Annotated in this window: 13 protein-coding genes and 1 pseudogene; 10 read left to right on the top strand and 4 right to left on the bottom strand. The window is 71.9% G+C overall.

Annotated elements, in window-relative coordinates; translation table 11 throughout:
* Positions 1-6 precede the first annotated feature (6 nt).
* Entirely contained in the window at positions 7-1,368 is a 1,362-nt protein-coding gene (locus I596_RS15630) for a M28 family metallopeptidase (RefSeq protein ID WP_190278928.1), read from the bottom strand.
* A 191-nt stretch (positions 1,369-1,559) separates the two neighbouring features.
* On the opposite strand from I596_RS15630, the gene I596_RS15625 reads away from it, so the two are divergent.
* The 4 genes and pseudogenes from I596_RS15625 (at position 1,560) to bfr (ending at position 3,687) form a co-directional block, all read left to right on the top strand.
* Positions 1,560-2,153 (top strand): hypothetical protein, encoded by a 594-nt coding sequence (locus tag I596_RS15625; protein WP_067650033.1) that lies wholly within the window; start codon positions 1,560-1,562, stop codon positions 2,151-2,153.
* A 146-nt stretch (positions 2,154-2,299) separates the two neighbouring features.
* Positions 2,300-2,776: pseudogene (locus tag I596_RS15620) on the top strand (RNA pyrophosphohydrolase); the annotation flags it as partial.
* 111 nt (positions 2,777-2,887) lie between these two features.
* Positions 2,888-3,100 carry a bacterioferritin-associated ferredoxin gene (locus I596_RS15615; RefSeq protein ID WP_067650030.1) on the top strand — a complete coding sequence of 71 codons (213 nt, stop codon included), beginning with the start codon at positions 2,888-2,890 and terminating at the stop codon, positions 3,098-3,100.
* 116 nt (positions 3,101-3,216) lie between these two features.
* On the top strand, positions 3,217-3,687 hold the full coding sequence (gene bfr, locus I596_RS15610) for a bacterioferritin (protein ID WP_067650026.1): 471 nt from the start codon (positions 3,217-3,219) through the stop codon (positions 3,685-3,687).
* A 147-nt stretch (positions 3,688-3,834) separates the two neighbouring features.
* Here the strand turns inward: bfr and I596_RS19240 are convergent, their stop codons facing one another.
* The 3 genes from I596_RS19240 to I596_RS15595 form a co-directional block, all read right to left on the bottom strand.
* Positions 3,835-6,189 carry an ATP-binding protein gene (locus I596_RS19240; protein WP_190278927.1) on the bottom strand — a complete coding sequence of 785 codons (2,355 nt, stop codon included), beginning with the start codon at positions 6,187-6,189 and terminating at the stop codon, positions 3,835-3,837.
* Positions 6,173-8,779 carry an EAL domain-containing response regulator gene (locus I596_RS15600; protein WP_067650020.1) on the bottom strand — a complete coding sequence of 869 codons (2,607 nt, stop codon included), beginning with the start codon at positions 8,777-8,779 and terminating at the stop codon, positions 6,173-6,175. Before I596_RS15600 ends, I596_RS19240 begins: the two co-directional genes overlap by 17 nt.
* A 232-nt stretch (positions 8,780-9,011) precedes the next feature.
* Positions 9,012-9,428, bottom strand: a complete 417-nt coding sequence (locus tag I596_RS15595) for a CopD family protein (RefSeq protein ID WP_067650017.1) — start codon at positions 9,426-9,428, stop codon at positions 9,012-9,014.
* 64 nt (positions 9,429-9,492) lie between these two features.
* Here I596_RS15595 and I596_RS15590 point away from each other — a divergent pair, with 64 nt between their 5' ends.
* The 6 genes from I596_RS15590 (at position 9,493) to I596_RS15565 (ending at position 13,770) form a co-directional block, all read left to right on the top strand.
* Positions 9,493-10,308: a DUF6776 family protein gene (locus tag I596_RS15590; RefSeq protein WP_150132205.1), complete on the top strand. Its 816-nt coding sequence runs from the start codon at positions 9,493-9,495 to the stop codon at positions 10,306-10,308.
* On the top strand, positions 10,298-10,711 hold the full coding sequence (locus tag I596_RS15585) for a bactofilin family protein (RefSeq protein WP_067650011.1): 414 nt from the start codon (positions 10,298-10,300) through the stop codon (positions 10,709-10,711). Before I596_RS15590 ends, I596_RS15585 begins: the two co-directional genes overlap by 11 nt.
* Before the next feature lie 56 nt (positions 10,712-10,767).
* On the top strand, positions 10,768-11,136 hold the full coding sequence (gene erpA / locus I596_RS15580) for an iron-sulfur cluster insertion protein ErpA (protein WP_067650008.1): 369 nt from the start codon (positions 10,768-10,770) through the stop codon (positions 11,134-11,136).
* Complete coding sequence (gene nudC, locus I596_RS15575; RefSeq protein WP_067650006.1) at positions 11,133-12,092, top strand: NAD(+) diphosphatase; 960 nt, start codon at positions 11,133-11,135, stop codon at positions 12,090-12,092. Before erpA ends, nudC begins: the two co-directional genes overlap by 4 nt.
* An 80-nt stretch (positions 12,093-12,172) precedes the next feature.
* Positions 12,173-13,054 (top strand): cobalamin biosynthesis protein, encoded by an 882-nt coding sequence (locus I596_RS15570; protein ID WP_067650003.1) that lies wholly within the window; start codon positions 12,173-12,175, stop codon positions 13,052-13,054.
* Between the two features lie 2 nt (positions 13,055-13,056).
* Entirely contained in the window at positions 13,057-13,770 is a 714-nt protein-coding gene (locus I596_RS15565) for a PDZ domain-containing protein (protein WP_190278926.1), read from the top strand.
* Positions 13,771-13,850: the final 80 nt, after the last annotated feature.

Below are 13,850 nucleotides of genomic sequence, written 5' to 3'. Positions count from 1 at the left end.
GTGCCGCTACCGGCCCGCGGCGCCGTTGTCCCCGGGGTCGAGGCCGTCGGCGAAGACGCGGTCGCCGGCCCCGGCCAGTTCCGCCAGCATCGCCGCGTTCATGCGCAGGATCGCACCGCCGATCGATTGCGACCAGCCGCCGGCATCCATGTTCGCCGGGGTATCCGTCGCGCGGTGGTAGTGCGGATAGGTGGTGTCGTCGCCCTGGATCGTCAGCAGCGCGCGCACACCGGCCTGCAAGTACGGGACATGATCCGATCCGAACGGATTGGTGCTGAGCAAGGTACCCAGCTCCGGTGCGTAGGCGGCGGCGACGGCGGCGAAGCGCTCGATGTACGCGCGGTTCTGCCCGTTGGTCTCCAGCAGCACGTCGAACGTGCCGTCGCGGCTGTAGCCGATCATGTCCATGTTGATCATCGCCGTGACCTTGGCCAGGTCGCCGCCGCTGCGCAGCGCCGCCACATGGGCGATGCTGCCGTGCAGGCCCTGTTCCTCGCCGGAGTAGCAGACGAAGACCACGGTGCGCTGCGGCCGGAATGCGGTCAGCGCGCGTGCCAGCTCGATCACGCCCGAGCAGCCGGAGGCGTTGTCGTCGGCGCCCGGTGCGATGGCGCCGCTGCCGCCGCCGGACTGGATCGCATCATAGTGGCCGCCGACGATCACCCACTCGTCCGGCCGGCGCGTGCCGGTCCAGACCCCGACGACGTTGTTGAGCGTGCGGCCCTGCAGCGTGAACGCGGGCAGCGTCACGGCCAGGCCGGTCGCGGCGAACGCGCCGCCGATCCAGTCGCGCGCCAGGACGATGCCGCTGCCGAAGCTGTTGCGGTCCCAGGCGGCGAGCGTCTCGACGCCGGCGTACCAGCGTGCCGGGTCGATCGCCGCCACCAGCGGCAGCACCAGCGGATCGGCCGCCGCACCGCTGCCGCGATAGCGCTCGATGGCGACGCGGTTGCGGGGCAGCGGCTGCCAATGGCTGTTGTCAGCGGTGGGCAGCGTCTCGCCGGCGCGCAACGCGCGCAGCTCCCAATGGCCGACGCGGGCGATCGGGAGGCCGGGATCCGCATGCGGGGTGTCGCCGTCCACGCCGTGCGCACAGCTGGCGGCGTGCAGGAACAGGCGATCCGGGTCGATGCCGTCGAGCACCTGCATCGGCGCCGCGCCGCGCGACTGCAGCACGCGATCGGTGTCGCCTACCAGCAGCAGCCGGTCGCCGAACTCCGCCCACCAGGCGACACCGGGGGCCTGCTTGAGCGCCTGTACGGCCTGCGGGCCGGCATCGTCCAGCGTGACCAGGACCGGGGCCGCACCCACGCCCACGGGCGTGCCGGCCAGCAGGCCCAGGACGGCGATCGTCGAGAGGAGGCGCATCGGCGGCGGATACCGGAAGAGGGTGGCCGGCGTCATGGTAGCGGAACCGCCTGCGGCAGGCGCCGGGCCTGATGGCGCTGTTCTTTCCGGACGGCCGTTGCTAGTCTCCGGCCACACCGCGGGCAGATGCGCCGGGCATCGCCGTCTGTGCCGTCCGGTGCTCCACAGGGGACTCTCAAGGGGAACAATCGATGAAGGCAACAACCCTCGTTCTTGCGCTGCTGGCGGCCATGGCGCTCGCCGACACCGCGCAGGCGCGCTCGCCGGCGACCGTGGTAGGCCCCGTTCCGGGCGAGCCGGTGCCGCTGGTGCCGACCGGCAGCTGTGCCGCGCCGACCGGCTCGATCGTCGCCTCGCCGTCGGCGGCGAGCGGGAACACCAGCGGGGGTGCCAACAACGTGCCCGGCCTGCCGGACACCGGCGGCCTGTGCGACGAGTACGCCTGGGAGCCCAACAACCGCAAGGGGCCGGAGGACGTGTGGGTCTTCACGCCGGGCAGCGGCAACAACCTGACGTTCTCGCTGTCCGGCGCCGACAGCTGGGACCCGGCGATCTACATCCTGGAAACCTGCGGCGATGCCAACAGCTGCATCGCCGGCACCGACGACGTCGGCGGCCAGCGCACGCCGTCCGTGTCCTCGACCTTCACGCCGGGCCAGACGTACTACTTCCACGTCGACTCGTACTACCCGGCGGCCGGCGGCGACGAGCCCGGAGCCGGGCTGTACACGCTGAACGTCAGCGGCACGTTTCCGGTGACGCTGAACGAGTTCCGGATCGACTGAGGTCCTCCGTCCGCGCCGCTCCGCGCGCGGATCCGCGATCAACGCTCCCGATCGGCCCGACTGGGCCGGTCGCAGGGCGCCGTTTGCCCGTTCTTGCCGCGGTCCTGCGCGCTATGGAAGAATGAATCGCAACCGGAGCGCGAACCGTGATCGATCCCGACGGCTATCGCCCCAATGTGGGCATCATCCTGCTCAACCCGCACGGCCGGGTGTTCTGGGCACGCCGGGTGACGCGTGACGGCTGGCAGTTCCCGCAAGGGGGCATGCGCACCGACGAGACGCCGCTGGAGGCGATGTACCGCGAGCTGGAGGAAGAAACCGGCCTGCGCAACGAACACGTTCAGGTGCTCGGCGCCACCCCCGGCTGGCTGCGCTACCGCCTGCCGCAGCGCCTGGTCCGCCAGCGTCAGCGTCCGATCTGCATCGGCCAGAAGCAGGTCTGGTTCCTGCTGCAGATGCTGGGCAGCGACACCGACGTCCGGCTCGACCTCACCCATGATCCGGAATTCGACCAGTGGCGCTGGGTCGATTTCTGGTATCCGGCCGACCACGTGGTCACGTTCAAGCGCCGCGTCTACCAGCAGGCCCTGCACCATCTGGCGCCGGTCGCGGCGCTGATCGCCCCCCTGGCGCCGCGCGAGAGCGGCTGGGAGCTGGGTCCGCTGGCCTGCGCCCGTTCGGGTTGACAATCATTCTCGTTTGCATTCCAATGGCGGCACTTCCAGGAGTGCTCCATGTACGTGTGCATCTGCAACGCCGTCACCGACCGCCAGATCCGCCAGGCCGCCGCCGATGGCGTGTCGTCGCTGGCCGAGCTGAGCGAGCGGACCGGCTGCTCGGACTGCTGCGGCACCTGTGCCCCCCTGGCCGGCGAGATCCTCGCCGAGGCACTGCGCGCGACGCCGGCACGCCGCGATTTCCCGCTGCCGCTGGCCCTGGCCGCCTGACGCCGGTCGCGCCTTGATCGCACGCGCCAATGCGTGCGATTTTCGTTTGAACATGGAATTTTCGACGCCGATATAGTCCTCGGCGGCGCCGCCTTCTGCGGTGCGAGGACGATTCCATGAAAGGCGACGCCAAGGTCATCGCGCATCTCAACAAGGTGCTCTACAACGAGCTGACCGCGATCAACCAGTATTTCCTGCATGCCCGCATGTACAAGAACTGGGGCTACAAGGAACTGGCCGAGCACGAGTACCACGAGTCGATCGACGAGATGAAGCACGCCGATCGCCTGATCGAGCGCATCCTGTTCCTCGACGGCCTGCCCAATCTCCAGCAGCTGGGCAAGCTGCGGATCGCCGAGAAGCCGGTGGAGGCCATCGACTGCGACCTCGCGCTCGAGCGGGCCGCGGTGCCGGACCTCAAGGAAGGCATCGTCCACTGCGAGCAGGTCGGCGACTACGTCAGCCGCGACCTGTTCAAGGACATCCTCGCGTCCGAGGAGGAGCACATCGACTGGCTGGAGACCCAGCAGAGCCTGATCCGCGATCTGGGCGAGGTCGCCTACCTGCAGACCAAGGTCGGCAGCTGAGGTCGCGCGACCGGTCGGCCCGCACCACGGCCACGCCGGGGGCCTGAAGGTCCGGCAGCGGCCCGGGCCGGCCCGTGGAATCCGGCGACCGCCGTCATCCGGTGCACCGGCGCCGGGCGGGCACCGCGGAAGCTTTCGCGGGCCGCGCTAGCGCTCGCCGTCCGCCAGCAGCGCGCGCAGTGCCGTTTCCACGCGCAGGTACTCCGCCTCGACCGCTTCGGCGGTGGCCGCGAGATGGCCGGTCACCCCGTTGCGCGCGTCGTGCTCGGCGCGCCGCGCCAGGTCCGCCAGGGTGGTGGCGCCCAGGTTGGCGCTGCTGGACTTGAGCGTATGCGCGCAGGCGGCGATGCGCTCGGCGTCGCCGTCGGCCGCTGCATCGCGCAGCTGGGCGACGCGGCGCGGCGTTTCCTCCAGGTAGATGCGCACCAGCTCCGGGAAGCCGTCGCCCATGATGTCGATCAGGTCGGTGACGATCTCGGCGTCCAGCGCCGCCGCGTGGACGGCCGGTTCGGCGGGCGGCATCGCCGCGGCGGCCGCCGGCGCGCTGCTGCCGGCGTCGCTTTCGGCGGCTGGCGCCGCCGCCAGCCAGCGTGCCAGGGTGCGCGCCAGCAGGTGGCGGTCGAGCGGCTTGCTGAGGTACTCGTCCATCCCGGCCGCCAGGCATTTCTCGCGATCGCCGGCCATCGCATTGGCGGTCATCGCGATGATCGGCAGGTGCCCGAGGCCGGACGCGTCTTCGTGCCTGCGCCAGAGCCGGCTGGCCGCATAGCCGTCCATCACCGGCATCTGGCAGTCCATCAGCACCAGGTCGTAGCCGCCGCGCTGCAGGCGCTGCAAGGCGCTGCGCCCGTCCTCGGCGGTGTCGACGACCAGGCCGAGCAGGCCCAGCAGGCGCTCGGCCACCTTGCGGTTGACGGCATTGTCCTCGACCAGCAGCACGCGGCCGCGCAGCTGCATGCGGTCGGCCTCGGAGAAGTCCGGTGCGCCGGCGCTGCGGACCATCGCCTCGCTGCCCGGTTCGGACAGCGACGGAATCGGCGGCTTGACGTTCAGCAGCGCATACAGGGCCTCGCGCAGCTCGCCGACTTCGTGCTGCCGCCCGACGCGAGCGACACGGTCGTTGCGCGCCAGGTCCGGCGGCAGCTGGTCGGTATCGTCGAGCACCAGGAAATGCAGGTGCTCCATCCGCTGCTCGCGCAGCAGGCCCTGCAGGACATTGCGCAGCTCGGCGCGGAAGCCGGCCCGGTCGATCACGACCAGCTCGTAGTTCCAGGCGGCGCCGACCCCGGCGCCGGCGCGCACCAGGGCGAGCGCCTCGGAGGCCGAGCCGGCCGGCTGCCAGGACAGGCCGAGCGCGGTGAGCCCGCGGTCGATCCGGCTGCGCGTGGCCACGTCCGCGCACAGCACCAGCGCCTTGGCGCCTTGCAGGTCCTGGCGCTGGCGGATGTCGCCGATCGCCTTCAGCAGCGGCACGTCGAACCAGAACAGCGAGCCCTTGCCGGGCTCGGAGCGCACGCCGATGCGCCCGCCCATCGCATCGACCAGCCGCTTGCAGATCGCAAGGCCCAGCCCGGTTCCGCCGAACACGCGCGTGGTGGAGGCATCGGCCTGCGAGAACGGCTGGAACAGCCGCGCGGCAATGTCCGGCGCGATGCCGATGCCGGTGTCGCGCACCGCGAAGGTGATCCAGTACCCGCTGCCGGTCTCGCTGCGCCTGCTGACCTGGATCGCGACGCGGCCGGAATCGGTGAACTTGATCGCGTTGCTGACCAGGTTGGTCAGCACCTGGCGCAGCCGCGCCGGATCGCCGCGCACGATGGGGCGCACGGTCGGGTCGATCGCGGTGGCCAAGCGCAGGCCGCGCGCGGTCGCCGCCCGGTCCATCAGCCGGGCCACCGAATCGACCAGTTCGCGCAGGTCGAAGCCGACGGTCTCCAGTTCGAGTTTGTTCGCCTCGAGCTTGGAGTAGTCGAGGATGTCGTCGACGATGCGCAGCAGTTCGTGGGCCGAGTCGTGCGCCGTGGCGAGATAGTCGCGCTGGTCGGCCGGCAGCGGATGGGACAGCACCAGGTCGAGCAGCGGCAGGATGCCGTTGAGCGGCGTGCGGATCTCGTGGCTCATCGTGGCCAGGAACTCGCTCTTGGCCAGCGTCGCGGCCTCGGCGGTCTGCTTGGCGGCGACCAGTTCCTTCTGCATCGTGCGCAGCGATTCGAGCTCGCGCAGCACCTCGGGCGGTATCGCGGGCGGTGCGGGGGGTGTTTCGGCGGCGACGGGCGCCACGATCGCGGGACGCCGCCGCGGCCAGGCCGCCAGCGCGACCAGCGCCGCCGCGACCAGCAGGGCCGCCGCGGTGACCACGCCCTGGGTCGGCCAGCGCCAGGCGGCCGCCGCGGCGGCCACGATCAGCACCAGCGCGGTGACCACGGCACCGCCGCGCCAGCGCGAACCGGCCGCAGCGTCCGGCGGGGACGCGGCGTGGCTGGAATCAGGGTGCCGAGGCATGGAAGTCGTAGCCGAGGTCGCCGGTGGCCTGCTGCACGAAGTTGCCCTGGATGTAGTCCACGCCGGCGCCCCACAGGGCCGCCGCGCCGCGTGCATCCTCGATGCGCGGCGCGATCACGCGGGCACCGCCGGCATGGACGAGGGCGACCGTCTCCTTCAGTTCGCTCCACTGGGCGTCGGTACGGCCGCCGGCCGGGCCGGGGCCGAGCTTGACGAAGTCGACCGCCGGACCGGCGGCGATCGCATGCGCGGCGGCGGGACCGTCGCAGCCGCTGATCGTCACCAGCACGCCCAGGTCGCGGGCCGCGACCGCGAACGCGCGGGCGGCGGCCGGTTCGGCATCGAAGTCGGCCAGCCGCAGGTCGATCGACAACCAGCCGCGCGGGTGCGCATCGCCCGCCAGGCGCGCTTCCAGCCAGGCCAGGTGCGCCGGATCGCAGGTGCTGGCCAGCGACTGGCTGACGAACAGCCGCAGCGGCTGCTCCTGGCGGTAGCGGTCGGCGGCGATCGCCAGGCAGCGGTCGAGCACGCATTGGTCGACCGCGGTCATCAGTCCCTCCCGCTCGGCGGCCGGGATGATCTCCGCGGCGGTGTGCAGGCGGCCGTCGTCGCCGGCCAGGCGCAGCAGCACCTGGAACTGCGCCTGCTCCTCGCCGTGCAGCGAGACGATCGGCTGGAACACCAGGTCCAGGCCGTCGGCGGCGAGCGCGGCGCGCAGCCGCGGCCCCAGTGCCGGATCGACCGGGGACGCGACCTGCACCGAGGCCACGCCGGTCAGGCCGGTGCCGGCCGCGGCGTGTTCGGCGGCGTCGAGCATCGCGCCGGCGTCGCCGATGCCGGCATTGAACGGACAGATCCCGACGGCGAGGCCGAGCGCGGGTTCCTCCAGCGCGGCGAGCAGGCGCGTACGCTGCGCGCCGGCCCAGTCCTCCAGGGCCGCGACGCCGCGCTCGCGTGTCAGCACGGCGAAGCCGCTGTCGCCGCAGCGCGTCACCAGGTCGCCCGGGCCGATCGCCTCGCCCAGGTGCCGGCCGAGCGCCTCGATCAGGCGATCGCGGCGCGACCAGCCGATGCGCTCGTGCGGTGCCGCCGTGTACTCGACGCCGAAGAACAGCAGGCCGCCCTCGCGACGGCCGGCATCGTCCATCGCCAGCAGGCCCGACAGCCGGTCGAGCAACTGGCGCTTCTCGACCGGCCCGGACAGCGCCCGCGCCTCGGCCGGCACCGGCGTGCGCCGCTGCTGGCGCCGCGCGCGGCGCACGCGGTTGAGGACGGCCGATATCAGGTGCTTGGGCCGGATCGGCTTGGAAAGGAAGTCGTCGCCGCCGGCGCTCAGTGCGTCGAAATGCTTGTCGGCGTCCTGCTCGCCGGACAGGAACACGATCGGCGTCGAGACGAAGGCCTCGCGCTCGCGGATGAGCGCCGTCAGCTCCATGCCGTCGCAACCGGGCATGTGCAGGTCCATCAGGATCAGGTCCGGACGGAACCGGTCCAGTTCGTCGAGCACCGCCAGCGCGTCGGTCAGCGTCAGGGTCTGCATGCCGCCCTTGCGCAGGATCGAATCGGCGAACAGCGCCTGGGTCCGGTCGTCCTCGATGATCAGGATGCGATACGGGTCGGGCGTGTGCGCATGGGCCAGCTCGTCCAGCCGTGCCAGCACCGCCGGCGTGGATGCGGGCAGCGCGATGAAGGCGTCGCAGCCCGCGCGCATCGCGTGCAGGCGCGCGTTGAGGTCGCCACCGGCCGAGAACGCGGCCAGGTGCACGCGGTGCATCACCCGTTCGCGCGCGCTCTTGACCAGGGCGCCGATCTCGTCGAGCGCGGTCTCGAAGCCGGCGTCGACGACGACCAGGCCGGGCGGTTGCCGGGTGAGCTGGCCCTTGAAGCCGTCGGCGCGATCGAAGCGGCTGAACCCGATGCCGCGCAGGGCCAGGTGCTGCTCGATCGCCAGCGCCAGGTCGCCGGCCGGTCCGAGGTAGTAGCACAGCGCCGGCTCCGCGCCGGTCGGGAGGGCGTCCTCCGCGCTCGCGGGTGGCACCGCGGCCGGATCGGTCCCGGTCCGGGCCGCGGCGGTGCGCGCGTCGGGCAGGTCCGGCATCGGCGCGGCCGCCGCCACCGGGAGCGGCGCCTCCTGCGGCTCGATCGCATGCCGGCGCCAGTAGTCCGGCGGCGGGCTGGCCAGCAGCGGGAAGCCGTTTTCCTCGGCCCGTGTCCGCTCGACCAGCGCCTGCGAGGCCAGCGTGACCGGATCGTCGGCGCGGGCACCGGCGCAGGCCGCTTCGACCGTGGCGACCAGCGCGGCCAGGCCGGCACGGGCCGCCGCATCGGGCAGCCGCGGCGGATCGAGGAACGGCTGCAGCAGGGCGTCGATCGCCGCCAGCGGGGCGGCCAGCTCGGCCGTGGCCAGGTGCTGCCCGACGCCGGCCAGCCAGCCGGCGTCGTCGGCCAGCAGGATCAGCGTATTGATGTCCCAGCCTTCGTCCAGCAGGCGTTCGCCGCGCGCGGCGAGCCGCTCGGCCCGCGCCGACAGCGCCGTCCTCATCCGGCGCCGGGTTTCCCCGTCGTCGATGTCGATGTCGTAGGCCTGCATCGCTCCCCCTGTCTGGGAACTCCGAGAAGCGCTCCCATGGAACGGTCCGCCGCCGCCCGCACCCGGTCACGCCGCTGGCCCGGCCACGCATGGCGGCACCTCTGTCGCAGGGCACTCAGCTGTGTCGGAACTGCCCTGCGCGAGGCCCGGATACGTCGCCAGGCCGGCAAGACTATAGCAAGCCGCCGCCGCCGGACGGCGCCCGCGACCGGCGCGGGAATCGACCCCTGCCCTAGAACGGCTTGACCACGACCAGCACGACGATGGCGACCAGGGCCGGGGCCGGCAGCTCGTTGAAGATCCGCAACGCGCGGCCCGACCAGTGGTTGGTGCCGGCGGCGAACTGCCGGACCATCCGCGCCAGCTGCACGTGGTAGGCGACCAGCGCCAGCACCAGCGCCAGCTTGGCGTGCATCCAGCCGGCGGCGAGCCAGGCGGGCATCTGCCACAGCGTCAGCAGGCCGAACAGCAGCGCCAGCGTGCCGCCGATGTGCGTCATCACCAGCAGGCGCCGCTCCATCGTGGCCAGCCGTGCGTGCACGTCCGGCTGCGTCGCCTCGGCGTGATGGACGAACAGGCGCGGCAGATAGAACAGGCCCGCGAACCAGGTGACGACGAAGACGACATGGAAAGCTTTCAGCCAGAGCATCGCGGCGGCAGGCTCCTCGGGAAACGCACGATTATCGTCTATCGCCGCCCGCCCCGGACGGCGAATGCGTCGCCGGCCGGCAATGCCCGTCGGCGAGGATGTGGGGATCGCCGGCCCTGGGGTTATCCTTGCCGATCCGTCGTTCGTGGTGACGCCGATGATCCGCCAACCGCCTTCGCTCGTCATCCGTGCGCTGGACCGCAACCGCGAGCGGCGACGCTGGGTGCTGCTCGGCGCCGCCTGGCTCGCCAGCCTGCTCCTGGCCGGCTACCTCGGTGCGCAGCTGGCGAGCGGGCGCGACGGTGCGCGCAGCGCGCTTTCGCTCGAACAGGTCCGTGGCGAGAACGAGGATCTCAAGGCGCGTGCGGCCGTGCTGCAGCGCTCCGAGCAGGTCGCGAAGGTGGCGATGGAAGACCTGCGGCGCTCGCTCGGCGAGCGCGACGAGGAAATCGCGAGCCTGCGCGCGGACCTGGCGTTCTACGGGCGCCTGGTCGGCGGGACGCGGCGCGAGGGCCTGGCCGTGCACGACCTGCGGCTGACGCCGGTGGACGGCTCGCGCGCCTGGAACTTCGTCGCGACACTGACCCAGAACATCAAGCGCGGACAGGACATCCGCGGGCGCCTGACGCTCAGCGTCGAAGGCGTCCGGGACGGCAAGCTGGTCACGCTCGACTGGAAATCGCTGGTGGACAGCGGCTCGGCTTCCGGAATCGAGTATGGCTTCAAGTATTTCGAACAGGTCAAAGGTACGATCATGCTCCCCGAGGGGTTCGCGCCCAATCGCCTGCACCTGCAGGCGGATGGCAGTGGAAATCGGGCCGAGCAGGATTTCCAGTGGGCAGACGCGGTGAAGAGCCAGGAGACGACCGATGTGGGGTAACGGCAAGAACGGCAACGGCAAGCCGGTAGCGGCGATCACCACGCTGATCGCCGAGGGGACGATGATCCGGGGCGACGTGAAGTTCAGCGGCGGGCTGCACCTGGACGGGACGATCGAGGGTTCGATCACGGCCGAAGGCAGCGAGGCCGTGCTGACACTCAGCAACAAGGGCCGCGTGCAGGGCAAGGTCAGCGCGTCCAATGCGGTCATCAACGGCCAGGTGCTAGGCGACATCGTCGCGGTCGAGCGGCTGGAGCTGGCCGGCGAGGCGCGTGTCGAGGGCAACGTCTACTACCGCGTGCTGGCGATGGCCGCCGGCGCCCAGGTCAACGGCAAGATGATCTACCAGGGCGAGCCGGTGCGGCAGCTCGCTGGACCCGAGCCGATCCCCGCCGAGGCTTGAAAACCGCCGCTGCGCTACGATCTGCTTCTCACCATCGCCGTCCTCCCGCCGCAGCCATGTCCGAAACCGCCGTTCCCACCTACCTCGATGCCGCCGGCTCGCCGCTGCTGTTCAGCGAGGCGGCCGCGCACAAGGTGCAGGAGCTGATCGCCGAGGAGGGCAACCCGGAGCTCAAGCTGCGCGTCTACATCAGCGGCGGCGGCTGCTCGGGCTTCCAGTACGGCTTCACCTTCGACGAGGAGCGGGCCGAGGACGATTTCGCGGTCGACCGCGAAGGCGTGACGCTGCTGGTCGATCCGCTGAGCCTGCAATACCTGATGGGCGCCGAGATCGACTACACCGAGTCGTTGACCGGCGCGCAGTTCGTGATCCGCAATCCCAACGCCAAGACCACCTGCGGCTGCGGATCCTCGTTCTCGATGTGAGCGCCGATCGCCGCAGTCGCAACAACGTGTTTGCCGGTCTGGCGCTCGATCGCCACGCCGAGCAGCGTGACGACACCGGCTGGCTCGACGCGCAGAAGGACGACGAGCTCGCGCAATTCCTGATCCTGCGCACGGACGGCCGCGCACTGGTGCGCGACGACTGCGATGCGCTGCGCCTGCTCGATGCCGGCGAGCGCCGCGCCCTGCTGCCGCTGGTGGCGCCCAGCTATCTCGGTGCGGACGAGCACGGTCCGCGCTTCGTGCTGCGGCTGGACGAGGACCGCGCCGACCGTCTGGCGACCGAGCTCGACGCCGGCTGGCTGGACCTGCGCAGCGCCGGCCTGCGGCTGCATCCGTTCCAGTCGGGCCTGTTCGCGTATGCGCGTGCGCTGTCGCACTGGCAGTCGCGCACGCGCCATTGCCCGGTCTGCGGCGCGCCGTTGGCGATCGTCGCCGGCGGCCACCGCGCGCGCTGCACGAACGGCTACTGCGAGGCGGAACAGTTCCCGCGCACCGACGCGGCGATCATCGTCATCGTCAGCCACGGCGATCGCTGCCTGCTCGGACGCCACGCCAAATGGGCCGAGGCACGCTACTCGACGCTGGCCGGCTTCGTGGAGCCCGGCGAGACGCTCGAGGACGCGGTACGCCGCGAAGTGATGGAAGAGGCCGGTGTCGAGGTCGTCGATTGCGACTACCACTCCTCGCAACCGTGGCCGTTTCCGGCTTCGCTGATGGTCGGCTTCACCGCGCGCGCAGACGACCCGACGATCCGTTGCGGCCCGGAGCTGGCCGATGCGCGCTGGTTCGGCGTGGAGGATCTGCGCCAGGCGCTGGCCGAGCGCACGATCATCCTGCCGCCGCCGGTATCGGTGTCCTATCGCCTGATCGAGCACTGGCTGCACGAAACGGCCGGCGTCGACCTCGCAGCGCTCGTCAACGACGAACGCTGGTAGCGCCGGCCCGGCGGACGGCCGATCCGCGCCGCGGCGATCCCGCTACAATCCCCGCAACGTCCTGCGGAAGCCTTCTCTTCATGGCCACGACCCTGCTCGCCGTCGTCCTCGTCCTGGTGGCCGCCCGAACACTGCCGGACCTCGCACGCCTGCGGGACTTCGCCTGGTTGAAGGCCTGGCTGGCGAGCTGGAGCGGCAATGGCCGCGAGCGGGCGGCACCGGCCCTGGTGGTGCCGATCATCGTCGTCGCGGTCTGCGGGCTGGTCCAGGTGGCGCTTTCCGGCTGGCTGTTCGGCCTGCCGGCCTTCGCGTTCGCGGTGGCGGTGCTCTACTACGCCTGGGGTCCGCGCGACCTGGAGGAGGACATCGGCCAGGTCCTGCAGGCGGCCGATGCCGATCGCCGTCGCGAGGCAGCGCAGGCGCTGCGGCCCGAGCCTGCCGATCGCGCGCTTCCCACCGATGCGGCCTGCCTGGTCGAGGCCACGTTCCAGTCGGCCCTGTCGCGCTGGTTCGGCGTGCTGTTCTGGTTCGCGATCCTGGGCCCGGCGGGTGCGCTGGGCTATCGCATCGTGCAGCTGATGGCGCGTACGCCGGTGTTCCGCGACGAGCTCTCGGCGAGCGACCGCAACCTGTTCGAGCGCATCGCGCTGGCCCTGGACTGGGCGCCGGCGCACCTGGTCGCGCTGACGCTCGCCCTGGTGTCGGACTTCGACCCGGTCGTGCGCACCTGGCGCGAGTACCACGCCACGCACGGCCGCGGCTACTTCACGCTCGACCTGGGCTTCCTGGGTGCCCTGGCGCGCGCCAGCGTCGATGCCGACGTCATCGCCGGCGACGGCTACGCGACCGACGTGACGGACCCGGTCGTCGAACTGACCGATGCGCGGGTCGTGCTGTGGCGCATCCTGATCGCCTGGCTGGCCATCCTGGCCGTCATCGTGCTGGCCGGATGGGTGCACTGAGCATGGCCGCGAGCGTCCGGTACCCGCTTCTCGCCGCGGTGGCGTCGCTGGCCGTCCTGGTCGCCGCCGGCTGCTCGACCCGGTCGATCCGCGTCGAGCCGGGGGCGCCGGATGCAGCGCCGGCCACCGCCGAACGCTACAGCGAGGAGCCCGGCCGCACGCCGGCCACCGTCGCGGCGTTCCGTGCCGCGCCGCCGCCGGCCGCGCCGGAATGGAGCGAGGGCGAGGATTTCCTGGCCGACCGTAACCGACTCGGCGCGGCGGGCATGGCGCATGTGGGCAGCAGCCGGTTCACGCCGTGGGATGCCGCCGCGCGCGAACAGGCCGTCGCGCGGGCGCGCGCCGTCGGCGCCGATCGCGCGATCGTCTATACGGGCACCGCGGCGGCCGCGGATGACACCACCCTGGTCGCCTACTACGTCCGCTTCCGCCTGCCGTTCGGCGCGACGTTCCGCGACCTGCGCGAGGAGGAGCGTGCGGCCGTCGGCAGCGCCGGCGTGCGCATCGGTACGGTGCTGGCCGGCACGCCGGCCGAAGAGGCCAACCTGATCGCGGGGGACGTGGTCGTGGCGGTCGACGGGGCGCCGGTGACCGATCGCGCCGGCTTCCAGGCCTTGCTGCGCAACCACGCCGGGCGCCGCGTCGCGCTGCGCCTGATCCGCAACGGCGAGCCGCTGGAGCGCAGCGTACGCCTCGGTGCCCCGGCACAGCCGTAGCGGCTGCCGCCGCGCGGGGCGGGCGGTAGGGGAGCGAGGGCCGCGCGCGTTCCTGTCCTGGCGGGTACCTCGTCCGCCGG

This window comes from Dokdonella koreensis DS-123 (genome assembly GCF_001632775.1).
Taxonomy (GTDB): domain Bacteria; phylum Pseudomonadota; class Gammaproteobacteria; order Xanthomonadales; family Rhodanobacteraceae; genus Dokdonella; species Dokdonella koreensis.
This window is presented reverse-complemented; position numbering and strand designations above follow the sequence as displayed.

Bases quoted from the DNA above. Each gene is read 5' to 3' on its own strand.
- I596_RS15600 (WP_067650020.1), bottom strand. From the start codon at position 8,779: ATGCAGGCCTACGACATCGACATCGACGACGGGGAAACCCGGCGCCGG.
- I596_RS15565 (WP_190278926.1), top strand. From the start codon at position 13,057: ATGGCCGCGAGCGTCCGGTACCCGCTTCTCGCCGCGGTGGCGTCGCTG.
- bfr (WP_067650026.1), top strand. From the start codon at position 3,217: ATGAAAGGCGACGCCAAGGTCATCGCGCATCTCAACAAGGTGCTCTAC.
- I596_RS19240 (WP_190278927.1), bottom strand. From the start codon at position 6,189: ATGCCTCGGCACCCTGATTCCAGCCACGCCGCGTCCCCGCCGGACGCT.
- I596_RS15570 (WP_067650003.1), top strand. From the start codon at position 12,173: ATGGCCACGACCCTGCTCGCCGTCGTCCTCGTCCTGGTGGCCGCCCGA.
- I596_RS15615 (WP_067650030.1), top strand. From the start codon at position 2,888: ATGTACGTGTGCATCTGCAACGCCGTCACCGACCGCCAGATCCGCCAG.
- erpA (WP_067650008.1), top strand. From the start codon at position 10,768: ATGTCCGAAACCGCCGTTCCCACCTACCTCGATGCCGCCGGCTCGCCG.
- I596_RS15625 (WP_067650033.1), top strand. From the start codon at position 1,560: ATGAAGGCAACAACCCTCGTTCTTGCGCTGCTGGCGGCCATGGCGCTC.
- I596_RS15630 (WP_190278928.1), bottom strand. From the start codon at position 1,368: ATGCGCCTCCTCTCGACGATCGCCGTCCTGGGCCTGCTGGCCGGCACG.
- I596_RS15585 (WP_067650011.1), top strand. From the start codon at position 10,298: ATGTGGGGTAACGGCAAGAACGGCAACGGCAAGCCGGTAGCGGCGATC.
- I596_RS15590 (WP_150132205.1), top strand. From the start codon at position 9,493: ATGCGTCGCCGGCCGGCAATGCCCGTCGGCGAGGATGTGGGGATCGCC.
- I596_RS15595 (WP_067650017.1), bottom strand. From the start codon at position 9,428: ATGCTCTGGCTGAAAGCTTTCCATGTCGTCTTCGTCGTCACCTGGTTC.